Source organism: Komagataeibacter xylinus NBRC 15237 (assembly GCF_001571345.1).
Classification (GTDB): Bacteria; Pseudomonadota; Alphaproteobacteria; order Acetobacterales; family Acetobacteraceae; genus Komagataeibacter; species Komagataeibacter xylinus.
On the sequence record NZ_BCTP01000030.1, the window covers coordinates 1 to 19092 of the forward strand.

Genomic DNA, 19092 nt, shown 5'->3' on the forward strand with positions numbered 1-19092 from the left:
CACGAAAAAATTTGGCATAGATTGTTCATACGGATTATAAATAAATATGGTATCGCGCGCAGGTAATTGTAATAAAAATTATCGAGCAGACATAGATGGCCTTCGCGCTGTTTCCGTTCTATCGGTTATTATTTTTCATGCCTTTCCCAACCTGCTTCCCGGCGGGTTTATCGGCGTTGATATTTTTTTTGTTATTTCTGGATACCTTATTACAAAAATAATAATAAATAACATTGAAAAAGATAATATAAAGATATTTGATTTTTACCGCCACCGCGTCAGAAGAATATTTCCTGCTCTTATAACTATTTTATTATTCTGTATTTTTTCGGGATACTTTATTCTCATGCCGTCTGAATTCGGGCATTTTGGTAAAAATTTATTTTACAGTTCTGTATTTTTAATTAATTTTTCTTTATGGAATGAAGTAGGATATTTTGATACTGCATCAGATTATAAGCCACTATTACATTTATGGTCACTGTCAATTGAAGAACAATTTTATTTAATATGGCCTTTTTTATTGTTTATTTCAAATAAAATAAAATTACCTACTATATTTGTTTCCATAATTTGTATCATTCCTTCTTTTATATTTTCTTTATTAATTAGTTATTATAATCCAGTAGCTGATTTTTTCTCACCACTTACCAGGTTTTGGGAAATTCTGTTCGGAGCTACCCTTCTTTGCTTAGAACGTAACGGATATATGCGGATATCCTCGACCACGCGCTCGTGCATATCCATTGCGGGTGGAGCACTTATTCTTATTGCTCTCGCTACATTCAATAATACCTCTCCATATCCTGGATGGAGAGCGATGTTACCAGTTTTAGCTGGCACACTTCTCATCGCCAGTGGTTCCAATGCCTGCATTAACCGTTGGGTGCTGTCATTCAGGCCACTCGTCTTGATCGGGGTTATCAGTTATCCTTTGTACCTCTGGCACTGGCCACTACTGTCCTATGCCAGAATTCTACTGGATGAACCCCCACCAGCCGCGATCCGCACAGGACTCCTGCTCGCCAGCATTGTCCTTGCTGTGGTGACCTATCTCCTGATCGAAAAACCCTTACGTTTTGGCAGGCATGCAACCGGCAAGATGATCGGCCTCTGTATCGGCATGGCCATAATGGGAATAGCCGGCAGATACATCCAGCATCATAATGGCCTCCCCACACGCTACGTGGCCACCCATGCACTTCCGACCGACTGGGATGCTCTCTTGCGCATTGCACCCTCCGTTGAGAAATGTACCCAGTCGGCTGATATAGGAGCGGAGAACTGGTGTTATACAGATAAACGGGAGATACCGCACGCTGTCCTGATAGGAGATAGCCATGCTGATGCCCTTTACTGGTCGCTGGCCAATCATTCCCGCCCCGGAGACCGCTGGATGCTGATGGGCAGACCTGCGTGCGCGCCCATGCTCGGGATGGAAAGAATTACAGCCATCAATGCACTTCAAAACAAAAGTGATCCACCCAAATGCGCACAGTTCAATCAAGCCAGATTACGTTACATTCTGCAGACCGAATCGATCCATCTTGTTCTGATTGCAACCGCCCAACGTGTTCTGGAACTGGATAGTTACGCGCCCCATGCCGGCGAAGCAGCCGTTGCTAATGGCGCATTTATTGGTCTTTCCAACCTGATAACCCGCTTGGAAGAGGCAGGGAAAACTGTCGTGTTCCTTGAAGATAACCCAGATGGCTTCAGATCCAATAAATGTGCGCTTCTTCATAGTGGGATTAAATGGCTGGATCATATTGGCGAAAATACAATCAGGGAACGATGCGAGATTTCCTATTCAGATTATTTAAAAAAATCTAGTAATTACCATCATATTGTTGCAGAACTGCAAGCGGCTCACCCCAAGCTGATTGTCTATCACACAGCGCCCATACTCTGTGATATCCCTGCCAATAAATGCGAACGTCTACGGAACAGCGAACTGTTGTATAGTCATAGCGATCATCTCTCTACAACTGGCGCAGATTATATTGCAGCGGATCTGATTAAATTATTAAATTACTGAATATAGATTTTTCGTTCCTGTTGGGGAGTATGAAAACAATTCATACTCCCCAAAACTGAAAAATGACCGGTCCTCGCAACTATTACTCATGTACGCCCAGGTCAACCGCAAGGGCAGGGGTCACGGGCAGGCGCAGCACCTGCTGGTAGAAGGCCAGTTCCAACTCCCATGCCTGCCGTATGGTGGCCTCCTGCCGGAAGCCGTGGCCCTCGCCGGCAAATTCATACAAAGCGCAGGGCACGCCCTGCCCACGCAGCGCCGCAACCATGGAGCGGGCCTGCGAGGGCGGCACCACCTTGTCATCCAGCCCCTGCAGGAACAGCACCGGCGCCTTGATGTGCGCGACCTGCGTAATGGGGGAGCGGGCCAGATAGGTCGCTTCACCGGCAGGGTAGGGGCCAACCAGCGTATCAAGATAGCGTGACTCGAACTTGTGGGTATCGGTTGCCAGCGCGCGCAGGTCGGTCACGCCATACAGGCTGGTGCCCGCCGCAAACAGGTCCGAGCGCGCCAGCGCCAGCAGCACCGTCAGCCCCCCGGCACTGCTGCCGCGTATGACGATGCGGGTGGGGTCCACCAGCTTTTGCTCCGCCAGATAATGGCAGGCGGCGATGCAGTCATCCACATCCACCACGCCCCACTGGCCCTCAAGCCGCTGGCGATAGGCGCGGCCAAAGCCGGTCGAGCCGCCATAATTGACATCGACAACCGCAAAGCCACGACTGGTCCACCACTGCACCTTGAACGAGAAGGCGGCACTTGCCCGCCCGGTCGGGCCGCCATGCGCCACGACCACCAGTGGCGGCTTTTCACCCGCAGGCCCGCCGTAGCGGCTGCTCGCAGGCGCATAGAAAAAGGCCTGCCCCATGCCATCGCCCGTAGGCAGCGGAAAGGTGATGGCGCGCGGCAGGGCAATATCGGCAGGGCCAAGCGGCAGGTCGGTGGCGCGGCGCAGCGCATGGGGCGACTGGCCTGCGCCACCAGTCACCACCGCCGCCGCATTGTCGGGCGGCACGTCAAGCCACGCGAAGCCGCCACCTTCCACCGGCACGGGGCAGCCAGCGGGGTGACCGAGGGCCATGGGCGTTGCCACGCCATCACGCAGGCAGGCCATGCGGGCCTCGCCGCCGCTTATGATCATGGCCAGGATCGCGCCATCAGCCAGCAGCGCGTAGCTGCGCAGGCCAAAGATCCAGTATGGCTGGCCAATTTCAGCCTGCATGGGGGCCAGCGCCACCGGGGCTGAGGATGTGGTGTCGAAGCGGTAGAGGTTCCACCACCCACTGCGATCCGATAACGCCAGCAGGCGGCCCGCCGCATCCCAGCATGGCTCGATGATGGATTCCGCCTGCCCGTCCTCGCCTGCCAGCGTCCAGGGTGCGGCGAGGCGAGGGGGGTCACCGCCTTCCTGCAGCAGGGTCGCGACACGCAGGCGGGTGGCATCCCACGGCATGGCGGGATGGTCCCACTCGATCCACGCCAGGTACCGCCCATCGGGCGAGGGCCGGGGCGAGGACAGGAAATCCGGCCCCATCACCAGCGGCGTGCCGCCATTAAAGGCGGGGTCTTCCACCACTGCCATGCAGTCAAACACCACGATGGCGGCGGCGGGCTCACCCTCTTCCACGCCATGATCCTCACGCACGCAGAACAGGAAGCGGCCATCGGCGCTGAAGGTCAGGTCCGCAAAGCGCAGCCCGGCGCCTGCGGCAAGGCAGCGCGTCTGCCCGCCTTCCATCAGCCACACGCTGCCATCGCGCCGGTTGCTCAGTGCAATCCGGCCCTGACAGACCGCATAGGCCCCGCCGCCATATTCATGCACGCGGGTGCCGACATCAAACGGGGCAGGGGTCATGTCCGCTACCACGCCCGCGCGGGCACGCACCAGCACCCGGCGGCCGCCTTCTGCCGGGCGGCCCTCGATCCAGTAAATATCCCGCCCATCGACCCGCACATCGGACAGCGACACCGTCTGCCCCGCCACCAGCGCCGCGCTGACGGGTGAGGGCCATGTGCCGTAAGGTCGTATATCGATGTCCGTCTTGCCGCTGGTGCCGGACTGGGTCATGCTTTAGCTCCTGCCATTTGTGCGTGACAATGGTATCGGGATTGCCCAAACCGTGTTTCACGGCCTGTGCCCGTACCCTACATAATCTTCTTATCTGTGACAGGTAGTACGCTGCTTCACCATCTTGAATCCCTTTTCCAGCATTACGGCTATGGCGTGATCGGGATCATCGTCATGCTGGAAAGCATGGGCATTCCGCTCCCGGCGGAAACACTGGTCATCTCCGCCGCCATCTACTGCGCCACCACCCACAGGCTGGACATCAGATGGGTGGCGACAGCCGCCATCGTGGGCGCAATCATGGGCGATAATTGCGGCTACCTGATTGGCAAATGGCTGGGCTACCCGCTGCTCGAGCGCCATGGCGCGCGGATCGGGCTAACAGCGCGGCGGCTGCAACTCGGGCGCTTCCTGTTCCGCAGGCGTGGGGGCATCATCGTATTACTGGGGCGCTTTATCGCCATCTTGCGGGTCTTTATTGCCCTGCTGGCAGGCGCCAATCATATGTCATGGCCCAAATTCCTCCTGTTCAACGCCATGGGGGGCATATTGTGGGCGGGGGGCTATGCCTACGCGGCCTATTACCTGGGCAACAGGATCACGCGCCTGTCTGGCCCGGTGGGCATGACGGTCGCCATCTGTGGCGGGATCGTGCTGGTGTGTGTCATCATCTTCCTGCGCCGCAACGAGGCACGGCTGGCAGCCGAGGCGGAAGCCGCCGCCGAAAAAGAAATGAACCAACCCGGAGAACAGGCTGAACCATGAGCAGACACTGGACCGTAAAACAGGCCCCCCGCATGGACGGGCGCCTGGCCCTGGTCACGGGTGCGACCGGTGGCCTGGGCTACCAGACCGCCCTTGGCCTGGCACAGCGCGGCGCGCGGGTCATGCTGGCGGGCCGCAACCCCGACAAGGGGCTGGCGGCGCTGACGCGCCTGCAACAGGACGCGCCGGGGGCCAATGCCTCCTTCCGCCTGCTTGATGTCGCCTCCCTTGAATCAATCGCAACCTTCGCCCGCGACCTGGCGGACGAAACCGATACGCTCGATGTGCTGGTCAATAACGCAGGCGTCATGGGCACGCCCCACCGGCTGGAAACGCGCGACGGGTTCGAATTGCAGTTCGGCACCAATTTCCTTGGCCCCTTCGCGCTCACCGCGCGGCTGCGGCCGCTGCTGTGCGCGCCCCGGCATGGCGGGCGGGTGGTGACGGTGGCGAGCCTTGCGGCGCTGACCGGCCAGATCGTGTTTGATGACCTGCAGGGCCGCCGCCGCTACGCGCCGTTCCGCGCCTACCGGCAGAGCAAGCTGGCCGACCTCATTCTGGCGCTGGAGCTTGACCGGCAGGCCCGCACGCATGGCTGGAACCTGCATTCCATCGCAGCCCATCCCGGCTGGTCCATGACCGATATCGCCACCAGCCGCCTCAATAACGACCAGGGCCTGCATGAGCGCATGACCCGCTTTGGCGCGGTATGGGCGTTCCGGCTCATGGGGCAGTCAGCCATCGATGGCGCACTGCCCATCGAATTCGCCGCCATGGCGCCCGAGGCGCGTGATGGCGGTTATTACGGCCCCGGTGGGTGGGGCGAGCGCCGGGGGCCGGTGACCGAGGCCTTCGTGCCGCCCGCCGCCCGCGACCTGACCATTGCCAGGCGACTGTGGCAGGCGGCCCAACGGCTAACCGGCACGTCGCTGTCGTGATCAGCGACGGGTGAAGGTCCAGTACATCGGCTGGCGGCCAGCCCTGATCGCCTTGGCCTCATAACGGGTGGGCGCCCAGCCTTCGGGCCGCACGGTGGCGGGGGGTGCTGTATCGAACAGGTCCTGGGCCGCCATCACTTCCTCCACCCATGCCTGATAGGTCGGGTCATCGCTGGCCACGCGCCATATGGCGCCGGGCCGCAGCACGCGGGCGACCATCTTCACCATCTCGGGGTGGACAAAGCGGCGCTTGGCATGGCGTGACTTGGGCCACGGATCGGGGAACATGAGGAACAGGCGGTCGATTGACTGCGCGGGCAGGCCACGCAGCAGGATGCGCGCATCCTCATCCCACACCCGCAGCATGTCGGGCAGGGGGGCGGTATCTTCCGCGCCATCTTCAGGCACGAGGCGCGAGAGCAGCGAGCACAGGCCGTTCTCGAACACCTCGCAGGCAATATAGCCCACGTCGGGGTGGGCTGCGTGCTGGGCCAGCGAATGCTCGCCACCACCAAAGCCCACTTCCACCCAGATCTGCGCGGGCCTGTGGCCAAAACCGGTGGCCGGGTCGGCCATGGCAGCGGCGGGAAAGCGCAGCCGTGGCAGCGTCTGGTCCAGAAGGCGCTGCTGGCGGGGGCGCAGGGTATGGCCGCGCGGGCGCCCGTACAGTCGGTCTGGCGATGGCTTTACATCCACGGAGGCCGTCATCTATCCGAAAATCCTGCTCCTGCTGCCGTAGGATACGGCATGATTGAAAAACGCAGCGGGGGCCGCCACGACCCGCTTTTGCAAGCAGCCATGGCAAGCCCCCTCGATACAGAAGTTTCTGGTACAGCCTTAAGGCTGTACCAGAAGACTTTTATCGTCTTTTAGCGGTTGAACGCGCCACGCAGGGCACCGACCAGATCGGTCTGCTCCCAGGTGAAGTCGTCCTTCGCCGCATCCGGCGTGCGGCCGAAATGGCCGTAGGCGGAGGTCTGGGTGTAGATGGGGCGGTTGAGGCGCAGATGCTTGCGGATGCCGCGCGGGGTGAGGTCCATGACCTCGCGCAGGACGCGGCCAAGCTTCGCCTCATCAATGTCCTTGCCCGTGCCATCAAGGTCCACATAGACCGAAAGCGGATGCGACACGCCAATGGCGTAGGAGATCTGGAGCGTGCAGCGATCGGCAAGGCCGGCTGCCACGACGTTCTTGGCCAGGTAGCGGCAGGCATAGGCTGCCGAGCGGTCCACCTTCGTGGGGTCCTTGCCCGAGAACGCGCCGCCACCATGCGGGGCCGCACCACCATAGGTATCGACAATGATCTTGCGCCCGGTCAGGCCGCAATCGCCATCGGGGCCACCAATCACGAACACGCCGGTGGGGTTGACGTAGAATTCATCTTCGGGCGGCATCCAGCCCTCGGGCAGCACATCGCGCACGATGCTGCCGAGTTCCTCTCGGATGGTGGCCTGGCTGGCCCCTTCCACATGCTGGGTCGAGATCACGACCGAAGTGGCGCCCACGGGCTTGCCATCGACATAGCGCAGCGTGACCTGGCTCTTGGCATCGGGCTGCAGGGCCGCGGCACGCGGGTCGCCCGCCTTGCGCAGGTCGCGCACGCGGTGAAGGATGTCATGCGCGTAGAACAGCGGCGCGGGCATGAGGCTTTCGGTCTCGCGCGTGGCGAAGCCGAACATGATGCCCTGGTCGCCTGCGCCTTCGTCCTTCTCGCCCGCGCTGTCAACGCCCACGGCGATATCGGCGGACTGGGCGTGCAGGTAGTATTCCACCTCGGCATTGCGCCATGAGAAACCGGCCTGGTCGTAGCCGATGTCCTTCACCGCATCGCGCGCGCCCTGAATCAGCAGGTCAGGGGTTACGGAAGACGGACCACGCACTTCACCGGCAAGGATGATGCGGTTGGTGGTGACCATCGTTTCACACGCAACGCGGGATTCACCGTCTGCTGTCAGGAATGCATCGAGAACGGTATCACTGATCCGGTCAGCGACCTTGTCGGGATGCCCTTCGGATACTGATTCCGATGTAAACAGAAAATCGCCTTTATTGCGCATGATGGTCCTGTCTGCCTCGTATGGAGTAGAATAACGCCTGCGAAACCGGGCGTACGATCGCATGCGTTTGGCCGAAACCCGCCCAAGCGTCAAGCCATTTCCCTGAATAGCACCCTCCCGCACGGCCTGCGTTGGGGGAATGGCCGGAACACCACCATGAGAAAGTTTTTGGCGACGCTTTTGTCAAAAAGCCTCGAAAGATGCCGCCTTTTTGAAAACAGGCGGCATCCCAAAACTTTTATCTTTTATTATCAATAGTCTGGAATCAATCGCGTGGCAGGCCCAGCACATCTTCCATATCATAAAGACCAGCCTCATGCCCGCGCAGCCAGTGCGCGGCCCGGACCGCGCCCGTGGCGTACACCCTGCGGTCAAACGAGCGATGGGTCAGGCTGATCTGTTCATGGCTGGAGGTGAAAATGACCGAATGCTCGCCCACGATCTGGCCGCCGCGCAGAGCCGCGAAGCCAATCGCGCCATCGGCACGCGGGCCGGTATGGCCATCGCGCCCGCTTTCAATATGGTCTTCCAGCCTTATGCCCCGCCCCTGCGCCACCGCGCGGCCCATGGCCAGCGCCGTGCCTGAAGGGGCATCCACTTTCTGGCGATGATGCATCTCCAGTATTTCGGCATCATATTCGCTGCCGGGCAGCACGGCGCCCATCTGGCGCGCAATGCGGGTGACCAGCGTGACACCGGGCGAGAAATTGGCCGCCTGCACCACGGCAATGCGGGTCGCGGCCTGATCGACCGCCTGCTGGTCCGCCCCTGACAGGCCGGTCGTGCCCAGCACCCAGCCCGTGCCTGTTTTTGCCAGGGCATGGGCATGGCCCACCACCGTGCTGGCATGGGTGAAGTCGATCACCACATCACATTGCCGCGCCAGATCAGCAATATCGGCATGAACCGGGCAGTCGATCCCCTCAACAGGGCGGCCATCGCGCGTCGTGCCACCGGCCAGCACGGCCCCTGCCGCTGGCACTTCGTGCGCCAGAAGGCGACCGACACGGCCATTAAGGCCCGTAATCCCGATCCGCAGGGGCTGCGCGTTCATGCTGTTTTCTCCACCAGTGCCCAGATATGCAAATGGCGGCGCGACCGGGGGATCGCGCCGCCTGAACTCTATTCATGGTGCAGGTTGGGGGGGATTCACCATGAATAGTGGATCGACCCTACACCTGACCCATCAGCAATTTCAACCACCTGCACGCCATGGTCTCCATGCCGTGAGAGCGGGCTTACAGCTTGCCTTCAAAAAAGTCCTTCACCTTGCTGAAGAAGCCGGTGCTCTCGGGGCTGCCCTTGGCGTGGCCCGCCGCATCGGTCTCGAATTCCTCCAGCAATTCGCGCTGGCGCTTGCTCAGGTGGCGCGGGGTCTCGACCACGACCTGAATATACATGTCGCCCCGCGCGGAAGAGCGCAGCACCGAGAAGCCCTTGCCACGCAGGCGGAAGTGCTCGCCCGTCTGGGTGCCTGCCGGGATCTTGACCTTGGCGCGCGAGCCATCGACCACCGGCACCTCGATCTCGGTGCCAAGGGCGGCCTGCCCCATGCGCACCGGCACGCGGCAATAGATATTGGCGCCATCGCGCTGGAAGATGGCATGCGCCTCAACCGACACATGCACATACAAGTCGCCCGCGGGCACGCCCTTGCCGCCCGCCTCGCCCTCGCCGGTGATGCGGATGCGCGTGCCATCCTCAACGCCCGCGGGGATCGAGACCTCGATGGTCCGGTTCTTTTCCACCGTGCCCGCACCGTGGCATTCCTTGCACGGGTTGCGGATCAGGCGGCCGGTGCCGTGGCAGGTGGGGCAGGGGCGCTCGATGGCGAAAAAGCCCTGCTGCGCGCGCACCTTGCCCGCGCCGTGGCACGAGGGGCAGGTTTCGGGCGGCTGGTCCTTGTCGGCGGAGCCGGTACCCTCACAGCTTTTGCAGGTGACGCGGGTGGGAATGGTGATTTCCTTCTTCACCCCCGCGAAGGCCTCGGCGAAGGTGATGCTGACCTGCACCTGGATATCAGCACCCGAGCGGCGGCCACCGCGCCTGCCGCCCATCATGTCGCCAAACATCTGCTCGAAGATGTCGCCAAGCCCGCCGCCACCGAAGTCGAAGCCACCAGCACCCGGGCCACCGCCCTCGAACGCGGCATGGCCAAAGCGGTCATAGGCGGCGCGCTTCTGGTCGTCCTTCAGCACCTCGTAGGCTTCGCTGATTTCCTTGAACTTGTTTTCCGCTTCCGCATCACCCGGATTGCGGTCGGGATGGTATTTCATGGCCAGCTTGCGATACGCCCGCTTGATCTCGTCGCCATTGGCATCGCGCGAAACTTCAAGGGCTGCGTAATAATCTATCTTGGTGGCCATGTCGGTCCTCTAGCAAACGCGGCCGCCCGGCTTGTCGCGGCACGATCCTCGCGTTCCATCTGTCGTTGTCGGGCAGCATATGAAAAGCGCCCGTCTTCAAAGAAGCACGGGCGCCACCTTGGTGGAAGGGGAGCGCGGACCATCAGGCCCGCGCCCCGTTTTCCGAAGCCTGTATGACGCCTTGCGCCAATCAGGACTTCTTGGAGTCGTCCACGTCCTCGAAGTCGGCGTCGACAACCTTTTCGTCCTTCGGGGCTGCCCCGCCAGCGGCGGCACCTGCGGCACCCTCGGCCTGGCCTGCCTTGTGGATGGCCTCGCCAACCTTCATGGCAACCTGTGTCAGGTGATCGGTCGCGGTCTTCAGCGCCTCGGCATCGCTGCCTTCAAGCGCCTTGCGCACGGCGGCGATCGCGGCTTCCGCCTCGGTCTTGTCCGCAGCCGGGATCTTGTCGCCACCTTCAGCAAGGGACTTCTCGACCTGATGGGTCATGCCTTCGGCCTGGTTGCGGGCCTCGACCTGCTCCTTCTTGGCCTTGTCGGCCTCGGCATTGGCTTCGGCGTCCTTCACCATCTTGTCGATGTCGGACTCGGACAGACCGCCAGAAGCCTGGATCTTGATCTGCTGTTCCTTGCCGGTCGCCTTGTCCTTGGCCGAGACGGACACGATGCCGTTGGCGTCGATGTCGAAGGTCACCTCGATCTGCGGCACGCCACGCGGCGCGGGGGCGATACCGGTCAGGTCGAAGTTGCCCAGCAGCTTGTTGTCAGCCGCCATCTCACGCTCGCCCTGATAGACCTTGATGGTCACGGCGTTCTGGTTGTCATCCGCGGTCGAGAAGGTCTGGCTCTTCTTGGTCGGGATGGTCGTGTTGCGGTCGATCAGGCGGGTGAACACGCCACCCAGCGTCTCGATGCCCAGTGACAGCGGGGTCACGTCGAGCAGCAGCACGTCTTTTACGTCACCCTGCAGCACCGCACCCTGCACGGCGGCGCCGATGGCGACCACTTCGTCGGGGTTCACGTTGCGGGCGGGTTCCTTGCCGAAGAACTCCTTCACGGCCTCGATCACCTTGGGCATGCGGGTCATGCCGCCCACGAGGATGACTTCATTGATCTCACCCGACGAGACGGATGCATCCTTCATCGCCGCGCGGCAGGGCTCGAGCGTGCGCTGGATCAGGTCATCGACCAGGCTTTCCAGCTTCGCGCGGCTCAGCTTGACCACGAGGTGCTTGGGGCCGGACGCATCAGCGGTGATGAACGGCAGGTTGATCTCGGTCTCCTTGGATGAGGACAGCTCGATCTTCGCCTTTTCCGCCGCTTCCTTCAGGCGCTGCAGGGCCAGCTTGTCCTGGCGCAGGTCGATGCCCTGCTCGCGCTTGAACTCGTCGGCCAGGAAACCGATGATACGGGCATCGAAGTCTTCACCACCGAGGAAGGTGTCACCGTTGGTGGACTTCACCTCGATCACGCCATCGGAGATCTCGAGGATGGACACGTCGAACGTGCCGCCGCCAAGGTCATAGACCGCGATCGTGCCGCCGTCCTTCTTCTGCAGGCCATAGGCCAGGGCAGCAGCGGTCGGCTCGTTGATGATGCGCAGCACTTCAAGGCCCGCGATGCGGCCCGCATCCTTCGTGGCCTGGCGCTGGGCGTCGTTGAAGTAAGCCGGAACGGTGATGACGGCCTGCTTGACCGGCTCGCCAAGATAGGACTCGGCGGTTTCCTTCATCTTGCCCAGGATGAAGGCGGAGATCTGCGCGGGGGCGTATTTCTTGCCCTGCGCCTCGACCCATGCATCACCATTGTCGCCCTTGACGATCTCGTAGGGGACAAGGCCCTTGTCCTTCGCCACGGTCGGGTCATCATAACGGCGGCCGATCAGGCGCTTGACGGCATACAGCGTGTTGGTGGGGTTCGTGACGGCCTGGCGCTTGGCGGCCTGGCCGACGAGCATTTCACCGTTGTCGGTAAAGGCGACCATCGACGGGGTGGTGCGTGCGCCTTCGCTGTTCTCGATAACCCGCGTCTCGTCGCCTTCACGCACGGCAACGCAGGAATTGGTCGTACCAAGGTCGATACCGATAACCTTGCTCATGTAATCTTCTCCTTTTCAGCGGCCTGTCCGGACCCGAAGCATCGGGACAGACCCTTCTTTTTCAGTATTCAGGCGCGTGGTGCGGACTGTCTTTTTTCACATCCACCCGCATGCCGTTATCATTATCCGATGTAGGCAGCCCATGCGTCGCTTTCAAGAGGATCCAGCCATGCACGGGCGGGATTTCACCCTGCCTGCGCCGGTCCTTTTGACACGACCACCATGGCCGGCCTGAGCAGCCGCCCGTGCAGGGTCCAGGCCGGGGTCCAGGCCTCCATCACGGTATCGGCGGGGTGTTCGTCGCTGTGCTGCTGGCTCATGGCCTGATGCAGGTTGGCGTCGAAGGGCTTGCCCTTCGCGTCTTCCGCCTTGATGCCGTTGCGCTCGAGAATGCCCATGAACGAACGCTCGGTGCTCTCGATGCCTTCGCGCATGCTGGTCAGCAGCTTGTCCTCTCCCTCGACGGGCTTGGGCAGGCTGGCGAGCGCGCGCTTGAGGTTCTCGGCGGCCTCGACCACGTCCTTGGCGAATTTCTGCACGGCGTACTGCCGGGCATCTTCCACTTCGCGCTTGGTACGGGTGCGCAGGTTCTGCATGTCGGCTTCCGCGCGCATCCACTTGTCGCGCATGGCCGAGACTTCGGCTTCAAGCTCGGCTATGCGCGGGTCTGATCCGGCCTCCGCCTCGGGCTGGGGCGCTGCCGCCTCATGGGCGTGCGCGTCGGAGGGCGTGCCGTCGCCCTGGGGGGCGTCGGAAAAGGGGGTGGGGTCTGTGTTCTCGCTCATGCTCTTACAAGTAGGTAACGACTGGCCGATGGGCAAGGCATTGCGCTCCCGGCAGGCATGCCGATTTTGCGCAACGTCCCTGCCGTGAACGGAACAGCCGGAATGACGTTGTCATTGCAGTGGATCGCGGCACCCGCATCCCCTCATGACATGCGGGCGGTTATGACGCTATGCTGCGCGCGCCTGCCAGGCAAGATGCTGGCGGTCATGCCCGGATCGGCGAAGGAGCAAAAAGAGAGCCCCCATGGAGCCAACGAAACAGACGATCGTGCTGGTTGACGATGACAGGAACATCCTGACCTCCGTGCAGATGACACTGGAGGCGGAAGGCTTCATCGTCCGCACCTATACCGATGGGGAGAGCGCGCTGCATGGTCTGTCATCGCGCCCCGCCGACCTGGCGGTGCTCGATATCAAGATGCCGCGCATGGACGGGATGGAACTGCTCCAGCGCCTGCGCGCGCGCTCGCAGCTGCCGGTGATCTTCCTGTCCTCCAAGGATGAGGAGGTGGACCAGCTCATGGGCCTGCGGCTGGGGGCGGATGACTACATCACCAAGCCGTTCTCGCAGCGCCTGCTGCTCGAGCGCATCCGTGCGCTGCTGCGCCGCAACGAGGTCAGCCGCAGCGAGGCGGCGGGCATCAGCCCCACCGGCACCATGGTGCGCGGCGGCCTGTCGCTTGATGAAACCCGCCACCAGTGCCTGTGGCACGGACGCGACATCCAGCTTACGGTCACCGAGTTCCTGCTCGTCAAGGCGCTGGCCGCCCGCCCCGGCCTGGTCAAGTCACGCGACCAGTTGATCGACGCCGCCTATGGCGAGAACATCTATGTGGATGACCGCACCATCGACAGCCACATCAAGCGCGTGCGCAAGAAGTTCCGGCAGGTGGATGACGAGTTCAACCAGATCGAGACGCTGTACGGCATCGGCTACCGCTACAAGGAAGAATGACCTCGCCGGTGTCCCGTCTCTTTGTATCAGCACTCCCGCTTCCACGCCCGCTGCGCCGCCTGCTGCCCCGGCGGTGGAGCGGGGAGCGGCAGAACGCGGTTGCGGAATTCATGGAATACCGCTCCCGGCTGGTCTCGCCGCTCATGCGGCGCATCCTGCTGGTCAATACGCTGCCGCTTGGCCTGCTGGCGCTGACGCTGCTGTACCTGACCCAGTTCCAGAACAGCCTGCTTGAGGCCGAGGTATCAGCCCTGCGCGAGCAGGCGCGCATCTATGCCGGTGCCCTGGGGCAGAGTGCCGTGATCGTGTCGCGCCGCGACGTGACGCTGGCCCCTGATCTTGCCGGCCCGCTGCTGCTGCGCCTGACCGAACCCAGCCCGAGTGCCCATGCCCGCCTGTTTGCCCCCGATGGGCAGGTCGTGGCCGACAGCCGCGTGGAACAGGCAGGCTTCGGCATCAAGGCCACGCCGTTGCCACCGGCCGAGGAAGACGAGCACGCAAGCCCCCCCCACGGCACATCGATCAATATGGGCGAGCGGCTGTATAACTGGCTTCTGGCGCAGTTGCCCACGCTCTCGGGCGAGCGGATCATGACGCTGGACACGCCGGATTCAGACCCGTCGATCCAGCCCGTAACCCAGCCCGATGGCACGCGGGTGATGGAGATCCCGCCCTATATCCGCCGCAACGCCGACCACCAGCTCATGGTCACGGTAGCCGAGCCGGTCATGCATGCGGGGCAGACCACGGTGGGCATCATCCAGCTCACGCGTGAGGCGCGTGATGTCGACCGCTCGCTGTTTGCTGTGCGCTCGTCCATCCTGTCGCTGTTTCTCATGGCGCTGGCGCTGACCATCCTGCTCTCGTGGTATCTGTCGCTCACCATTGCACGCCCGCTGCTGCGGCTGGCCGCCTCGGCCCATACCATGCGCGAATCCTCCGACCGCACCGACATGGTGCCCGAGCGCCTGCTGGCCCGGCGCGACGAGATTGGCGAGGTCGCCCGCGCATTGCAGGACAGTGCGAGCGCGCTGTGGGCGCGCATGGACGCCATCGAGCGCTTTGCCGCCGATGTCAGCCACGAGATCAAGAACCCGCTCTCCTCCATCCGCTCGGCCATTGAAAGCCTGCTGCGCATTGATGACCCCGCGCGCCAGCGCCGCCTCATGTCGATCATCAATGACGACGTGCGCAGGCTCGACCGGCTGATTACCGATATTTCCGATGCCAGCCGCGTGGATGCCGAACTCTCGCGCATCCGCGCCGAGCCGGTGGCCATCGTGCCGCTGTTGTCCGTGCTGGCCGAGATCCATCAGGCCACGCGCCAGCCGGGCCAGCCCTTCATGGCGGTGGCCAGCAGCGGCGACAGCCCGGAGCGCAGGCTGGTGGTGCTGGCGGTGGAGGACCGGCTGGTACAGGTGCTGCGCAACCTGATTGGCAACGCCATCTCGTTCTCGCCGCCCGATGGCAAGATCCTGCTCAGCGCGGTGCCCGCGGGCGGCATGGTGGAGATTGCGGTCAGCGATGAAGGGCCGGGCATTCCGCAGGCCAAGCTCGACAACATTTTCGACCGCTTTTATTCCGAGCGGCCCAGCAGCGAGAATTTTGGCCAGCATTCCGGCCTGGGCCTGTCAATCAGCAAGCAGATCATCGAGGCCCTGCGCGGCACCATCAGCGCCGAAAACCGCGTCGATGCCGATGGCCACGTGCAGGGTGCCCGCTTCGTGATCTGCCTGCCGCGCGTGGACGTGAAGGGCGAGGTCAGCCGACCTCATCCGTAGCGCGCGCATACCGCCGGTAGCGAAAGGGCGGTGGCGCGGCGGGCAGGGTGTCGAGAACGGCCTTGACCCGCTCATGGTCAGGTGCCCGCGAACACACCGGGTCGGTCGCGGCCGCATCACCTGCCAGCGCCAGGGCCTGACAGCGGCAGCCGCCCCAGTCCTTCTCACGCTGGTCGCAGCTCCGGCAGGGCTGGGGCATCCAGTCCGTGCCGCGGAACATGGTAAAAAGCGGAGCCTCGCGCCAGATATGGTCCAGCGTGTCATGCCTTACGTCAGGGAAGGCGACGTTGGGGATGGTCTCCGCCGCATGGCACGGCAGCACCCGGCCCGAGGGCGAGATGTTGATGAACCGTCGCCCCCAGCCGCCCATGCACGGCTTGGGCCGGTCGGCATAGTAATCGGGGGTGACATAATCGATGGTCAGGCGACCTTCGTATTTTTTCCGCGCTGCCTCCACCGCCTGCGTGGTCTGCTCAAGCTGGGCGGCGGTGGGCATGAGGGCCTCGCGGTTGGCCAGCCCCCAGCCATAATACTGCGTATGGGCAATCTCGACCCGGCGCGCGCCCATCTGGATGGCCGCTTCAAGCATCTGCGGCACGCGCCCGGCGTTTTCGCGGTAGATGACGAAGTTGAGCGTAAGCGGCATGCCGTCGGCGGCGACCAGCCGCGCCGCCTCGATCTTGCGGGCCTGCGCGCCCTTCATGCCGCCGACAAGCTCGGCATTTGCCGTATCTATATCCTGAAACGAAAGCTGGACGTGATCGAGTCCCGCTTCCACCAGCGCGGGGAAGGTCTTCGCGTTAAGCAGCACGCCGGAGGTAATGAGGTTGGTGTACAGCCCCAGCCCCACGGCATGGCGGATGAGTTCGGGCAGGTCGGGGCGGCTCATCGGCTCGCCGCCCGAAAAATGCACCTGCAGCACCCCCATCTCGGCGGCCTGATCGAGCACGCTGATCCACTCGGCGGTGGAAAGTTCGTTGCGGCGCGGCTCCAGCGCCAGCGGGTTGGAACAGTACGGGCACTGCAACGGGCAGCGATGCGTGAGTTCCGCCAGCAGGCTCATGGGCGAGAGAATGGTTTTGGTCATACCACCAGCACCTGTCGGGTCATGAGGTCATTCACCATGACATGGACATCGCGCCCGATCACATCAACCGGGGCCGCGAAGCGGGTGGCCAGATCGGCAATGATCTGGCCCAGCGTGCGCGTGCCATCGACCAGTTTGAGCACCTCGGCCGCGATGGGATCGGGAATGAAAGCCCGCTCCGGCGCCTGGATGATCCAGCGCTCGCGCACGCGGTCATGCTGGAGCCGGACCCCGCGCGCGAAGCGGATAACGCTGTCGTCCGTGAGGTCTGCGCTCATGCCACGTCCGGGCGGAACGCACCGGGGGGAATGCGGCCGGGATTGACGTAGCCATATTCCAGCTCATCAAGCATGGCCCACAGCACGCCGCACTTGAACTTGAGCGCGCCCAGCACGGCCTGCTGCTGCGCGGGCGTGCGGGCATGTTCCTTCACATAACCCAGCGCGAAGTCGGAATCACGCGGGGCCTGTGTCAGGCGCGGCTGGAAGTAGGCCAGCGTCTCGGGCGTGATGAAGTCGTAATGACGCAGCATGCCCGCCACGCGCTCGCTGATGATGGTGGGCGAGAACAGCTCGGTCAGCGACGAGGCAATGGCCTCGAGGATGGAGCGGTCGCGCACGAAGGCCACATACGCATCCACCGCGAAGCGGGTGGCGGGCAGCAGCCCTTCAAGCGACTCCACATAGGCGCGGTCCAGCCCCAGCCCGTCGGTCAGCTTGAGCCAGCGTGCGACACCACCGGTGCCCGGTGCGTCGCCATCATGGTCAACCAGCCGCCTGCGCCATTCACGCCGCAGTTCCGCCGTGGGCAGGCGGGCGAGCAGCGTTGCGTCCTTGGCGGGAATGCTGGCCTGGTAATAATAGCGGTTCAGCGCCCAGGCCTGCACCTGCGCGCGGTTGAGCCTGCCATCATGCAGCGCGCGGTGGAAAGGGTGCAGGTTGTGGTAGCGTTCCGCCCCGATGGCGCGGAGTGCGGCTTCAAGTTCATCAGGGGAAAGCAGGGGTGCGCTCATGCCGTAATCCTCATCCCGTCATGGGAGATTTCCCACCCTGCGGCCTCGACGGCAGCGCGCTCGGGCGTATCCGCCAGCAGCACAGGGTTGGAATTGTTGATGTGTATGAAAATCCTGCGCTTGATGCCCAGGTCACGCAGGGCGGCGATGGTGCCGTCCATGCCATCCATGGACATATGGCCCATGCGGCGGCCGGTCTTCTCGCCCAGGCCCGCGCGCACCATCTCGTCATCCACCCACAGCGTGCCGTCAAAGAACACGGCATCCGCCCCGCGCAGGCGCACGCGCAGGTTGTCGGTCATGCGCGCGCAGCCGGGCACGAAGCACACACGGTGGCTACCATCGGAGATTTCGAGGCCGATCGTCTCGCCATTTTCGCATATGGCGGCGGGGTCGGGGCCGGACTCGGCATAAAGCGGCACCTTGCCGGGCACGGCAAACGGCACGATGGTCAGGCCCGCGGGCGTGCCATCGGTCAGCTTCAGCGCCACGGGCTGGTCGAGTCCCATCGGTTCACGGGTCACGACCGCGCGGTTCAGGGCCTCAAAAATGGGGTTGGCATCCAGCATGGACAGCACTTCGGGCGTGGCCAGAAGGGTAAAGGGCTGTCGCTCGCGCAGGGTGAGCAGGCCGGTGATGGTATCCACCTCGCCGCCTGTCAGGATCACGCCAGCGATGGGCGTGGAACGCAGGCCCTCGCTGGGGTGCAGCGCCGGGGTCTGGTTGATCTGGGTGCGCAGGTCAGGCGATGCGTTGACCACGAACCAGTTTTTTCCATCTCCGCTGATGGCGATGGAAGCCTGTGTGCGGGGCAGGGCTGCCGGATCGCCGGCCCTGGCCCGCCTGCAACCGGGAGCGTTGGAGTTCCATTGGGGAAATCCGCCACCCGCCGCCGCGCCGAGAACGATAATGTCGATCATGGACGCAGAGTGTAAAAGAAAATCGCCGCCTGTGCGAGACAGGCGGCGATGTTTCCATCTTACTTCTTTTCGCCGCAGACGTAGCTGTTGATCTCGGCGCCCAGGGGGACTTCAACAATCTTGGGGGTATTCCAGGCCATGGGACTCTCCATTGATGATATGCGAAAGGCAGGAACCTTCGTCTGATGCGTATTTGAGCCCTGTCTCCCGCCACTTTCAAGT

General features: G+C 62.5%; 17 protein-coding genes. 5 read left to right on the forward strand and 12 right to left on the reverse strand.

What is annotated here, in order from left to right:
- Positions 1–46: 46 nt before the first annotated feature.
- Positions 47–2038, forward strand: coding sequence for an acyltransferase family protein (locus GXY01S_RS17240; RefSeq protein WP_082770850.1), 1992 nt, complete (start codon positions 47–49; stop codon positions 2036–2038).
- Positions 2039–2120: 82 nt separating this feature from the next.
- Here the strand turns inward: GXY01S_RS17240 and GXY01S_RS11475 are convergent, their stop codons facing one another.
- Positions 2121–4106, reverse strand: a complete 1986-nt coding sequence (locus tag GXY01S_RS11475; protein WP_061275221.1) for a S9 family peptidase — start codon at positions 4104–4106, stop codon at positions 2121–2123.
- 96 nt (positions 4107–4202) lie between these two features.
- On the opposite strand from GXY01S_RS11475, the gene GXY01S_RS11480 reads away from it, so the two are divergent.
- Positions 4203–4871 (forward strand): DedA family protein, encoded by a 669-nt coding sequence (locus GXY01S_RS11480; protein WP_061275223.1) that lies wholly within the window; start codon positions 4203–4205, stop codon positions 4869–4871.
- Complete coding sequence (locus tag GXY01S_RS11485; protein WP_061275225.1) at positions 4868–5809, forward strand: SDR family oxidoreductase; 942 nt, start codon at positions 4868–4870, stop codon at positions 5807–5809. The genes GXY01S_RS11480 and GXY01S_RS11485 overlap by 4 nt, the downstream gene beginning before the upstream one ends.
- Here the strand turns inward: GXY01S_RS11485 and trmB are convergent, their stop codons facing one another.
- The 6 genes from trmB to GXY01S_RS11515 form a co-directional block, all read right to left on the reverse strand.
- Positions 5810–6517: a tRNA (guanine(46)-N(7))-methyltransferase TrmB gene (gene trmB, locus GXY01S_RS11490; RefSeq protein WP_061275227.1), complete on the reverse strand. Its 708-nt coding sequence runs from the start codon at positions 6515–6517 to the stop codon at positions 5810–5812.
- A gap of 161 nt (positions 6518–6678) precedes the next feature.
- The gene (metK, locus tag GXY01S_RS11495; protein ID WP_061275229.1) at positions 6679–7866 is read right to left on the reverse strand and encodes a methionine adenosyltransferase; all 1188 of its coding nucleotides are present in this window, start codon (positions 7864–7866) and stop codon (positions 6679–6681) included.
- A gap of 265 nt (positions 7867–8131) precedes the next feature.
- Positions 8132–8920 carry a 4-hydroxy-tetrahydrodipicolinate reductase gene (gene dapB / locus GXY01S_RS11500; protein WP_061275231.1) on the reverse strand — a complete coding sequence of 263 codons (789 nt, stop codon included), beginning with the start codon at positions 8918–8920 and terminating at the stop codon, positions 8132–8134.
- 184 nt (positions 8921–9104) lie between these two features.
- Complete coding sequence (gene dnaJ, locus GXY01S_RS11505; protein ID WP_061275233.1) at positions 9105–10232, reverse strand: molecular chaperone DnaJ; 1128 nt, start codon at positions 10230–10232, stop codon at positions 9105–9107.
- A 190-nt stretch (positions 10233–10422) separates the two neighbouring features.
- Positions 10423–12330 carry a molecular chaperone DnaK gene (gene dnaK / locus GXY01S_RS11510; RefSeq protein WP_061275235.1) on the reverse strand — a complete coding sequence of 636 codons (1908 nt, stop codon included), beginning with the start codon at positions 12328–12330 and terminating at the stop codon, positions 10423–10425.
- A 185-nt stretch (positions 12331–12515) separates the two neighbouring features.
- Positions 12516–13115, reverse strand: coding sequence for a nucleotide exchange factor GrpE (locus tag GXY01S_RS11515; RefSeq protein ID WP_061275237.1), 600 nt, complete (start codon positions 13113–13115; stop codon positions 12516–12518).
- 244 nt (positions 13116–13359) lie between these two features.
- On the opposite strand from GXY01S_RS11515, the gene GXY01S_RS11520 reads away from it, so the two are divergent.
- Both GXY01S_RS11520 and GXY01S_RS11525 read left to right on the forward strand, forming a co-directional pair.
- Positions 13360–14070, forward strand: a complete 711-nt coding sequence (locus tag GXY01S_RS11520) for a response regulator transcription factor (protein ID WP_061275238.1) — start codon at positions 13360–13362, stop codon at positions 14068–14070.
- Positions 14071–14180: 110 nt separating this feature from the next.
- Entirely contained in the window at positions 14181–15851 is a 1671-nt protein-coding gene (locus GXY01S_RS11525) for a stimulus-sensing domain-containing protein (protein ID WP_255210430.1), read from the forward strand.
- Here GXY01S_RS11525 and pqqE read toward each other — a convergent pair.
- The 5 genes from pqqE to pqqA are packed head-to-tail and all read right to left on the reverse strand — an operon-like array spanning position 15832 to position 19010.
- Positions 15832–16938, reverse strand: a complete 1107-nt coding sequence (pqqE, locus tag GXY01S_RS11530) for a pyrroloquinoline quinone biosynthesis protein PqqE (protein WP_061275240.1) — start codon at positions 16936–16938, stop codon at positions 15832–15834. The two genes, GXY01S_RS11525 and pqqE, sit on opposite strands and share 20 nt — an antisense overlap.
- Positions 16935–17216 carry a pyrroloquinoline quinone biosynthesis peptide chaperone PqqD gene (gene pqqD, locus GXY01S_RS11535; RefSeq protein WP_061275242.1) on the reverse strand — a complete coding sequence of 94 codons (282 nt, stop codon included), beginning with the start codon at positions 17214–17216 and terminating at the stop codon, positions 16935–16937. Before pqqD ends, pqqE begins: the two co-directional genes overlap by 4 nt.
- Entirely contained in the window at positions 17213–17950 is a 738-nt protein-coding gene (pqqC, locus tag GXY01S_RS11540) for a pyrroloquinoline-quinone synthase PqqC (RefSeq protein WP_061275244.1), read from the reverse strand. Before pqqC ends, pqqD begins: the two co-directional genes overlap by 4 nt.
- A complete protein-coding gene (gene pqqB / locus GXY01S_RS11545; RefSeq protein WP_061275246.1) occupies positions 17947–18870 on the reverse strand; it encodes a pyrroloquinoline quinone biosynthesis protein PqqB in 924 nt (307 codons plus the stop codon). The genes pqqC and pqqB overlap by 4 nt, the downstream gene beginning before the upstream one ends.
- A gap of 59 nt (positions 18871–18929) precedes the next feature.
- Positions 18930–19010, reverse strand: coding sequence for a pyrroloquinoline quinone precursor peptide PqqA (gene pqqA, locus GXY01S_RS11550; RefSeq protein ID WP_010508617.1), 81 nt, complete (start codon positions 19008–19010; stop codon positions 18930–18932).
- Positions 19011–19092: the final 82 nt, after the last annotated feature.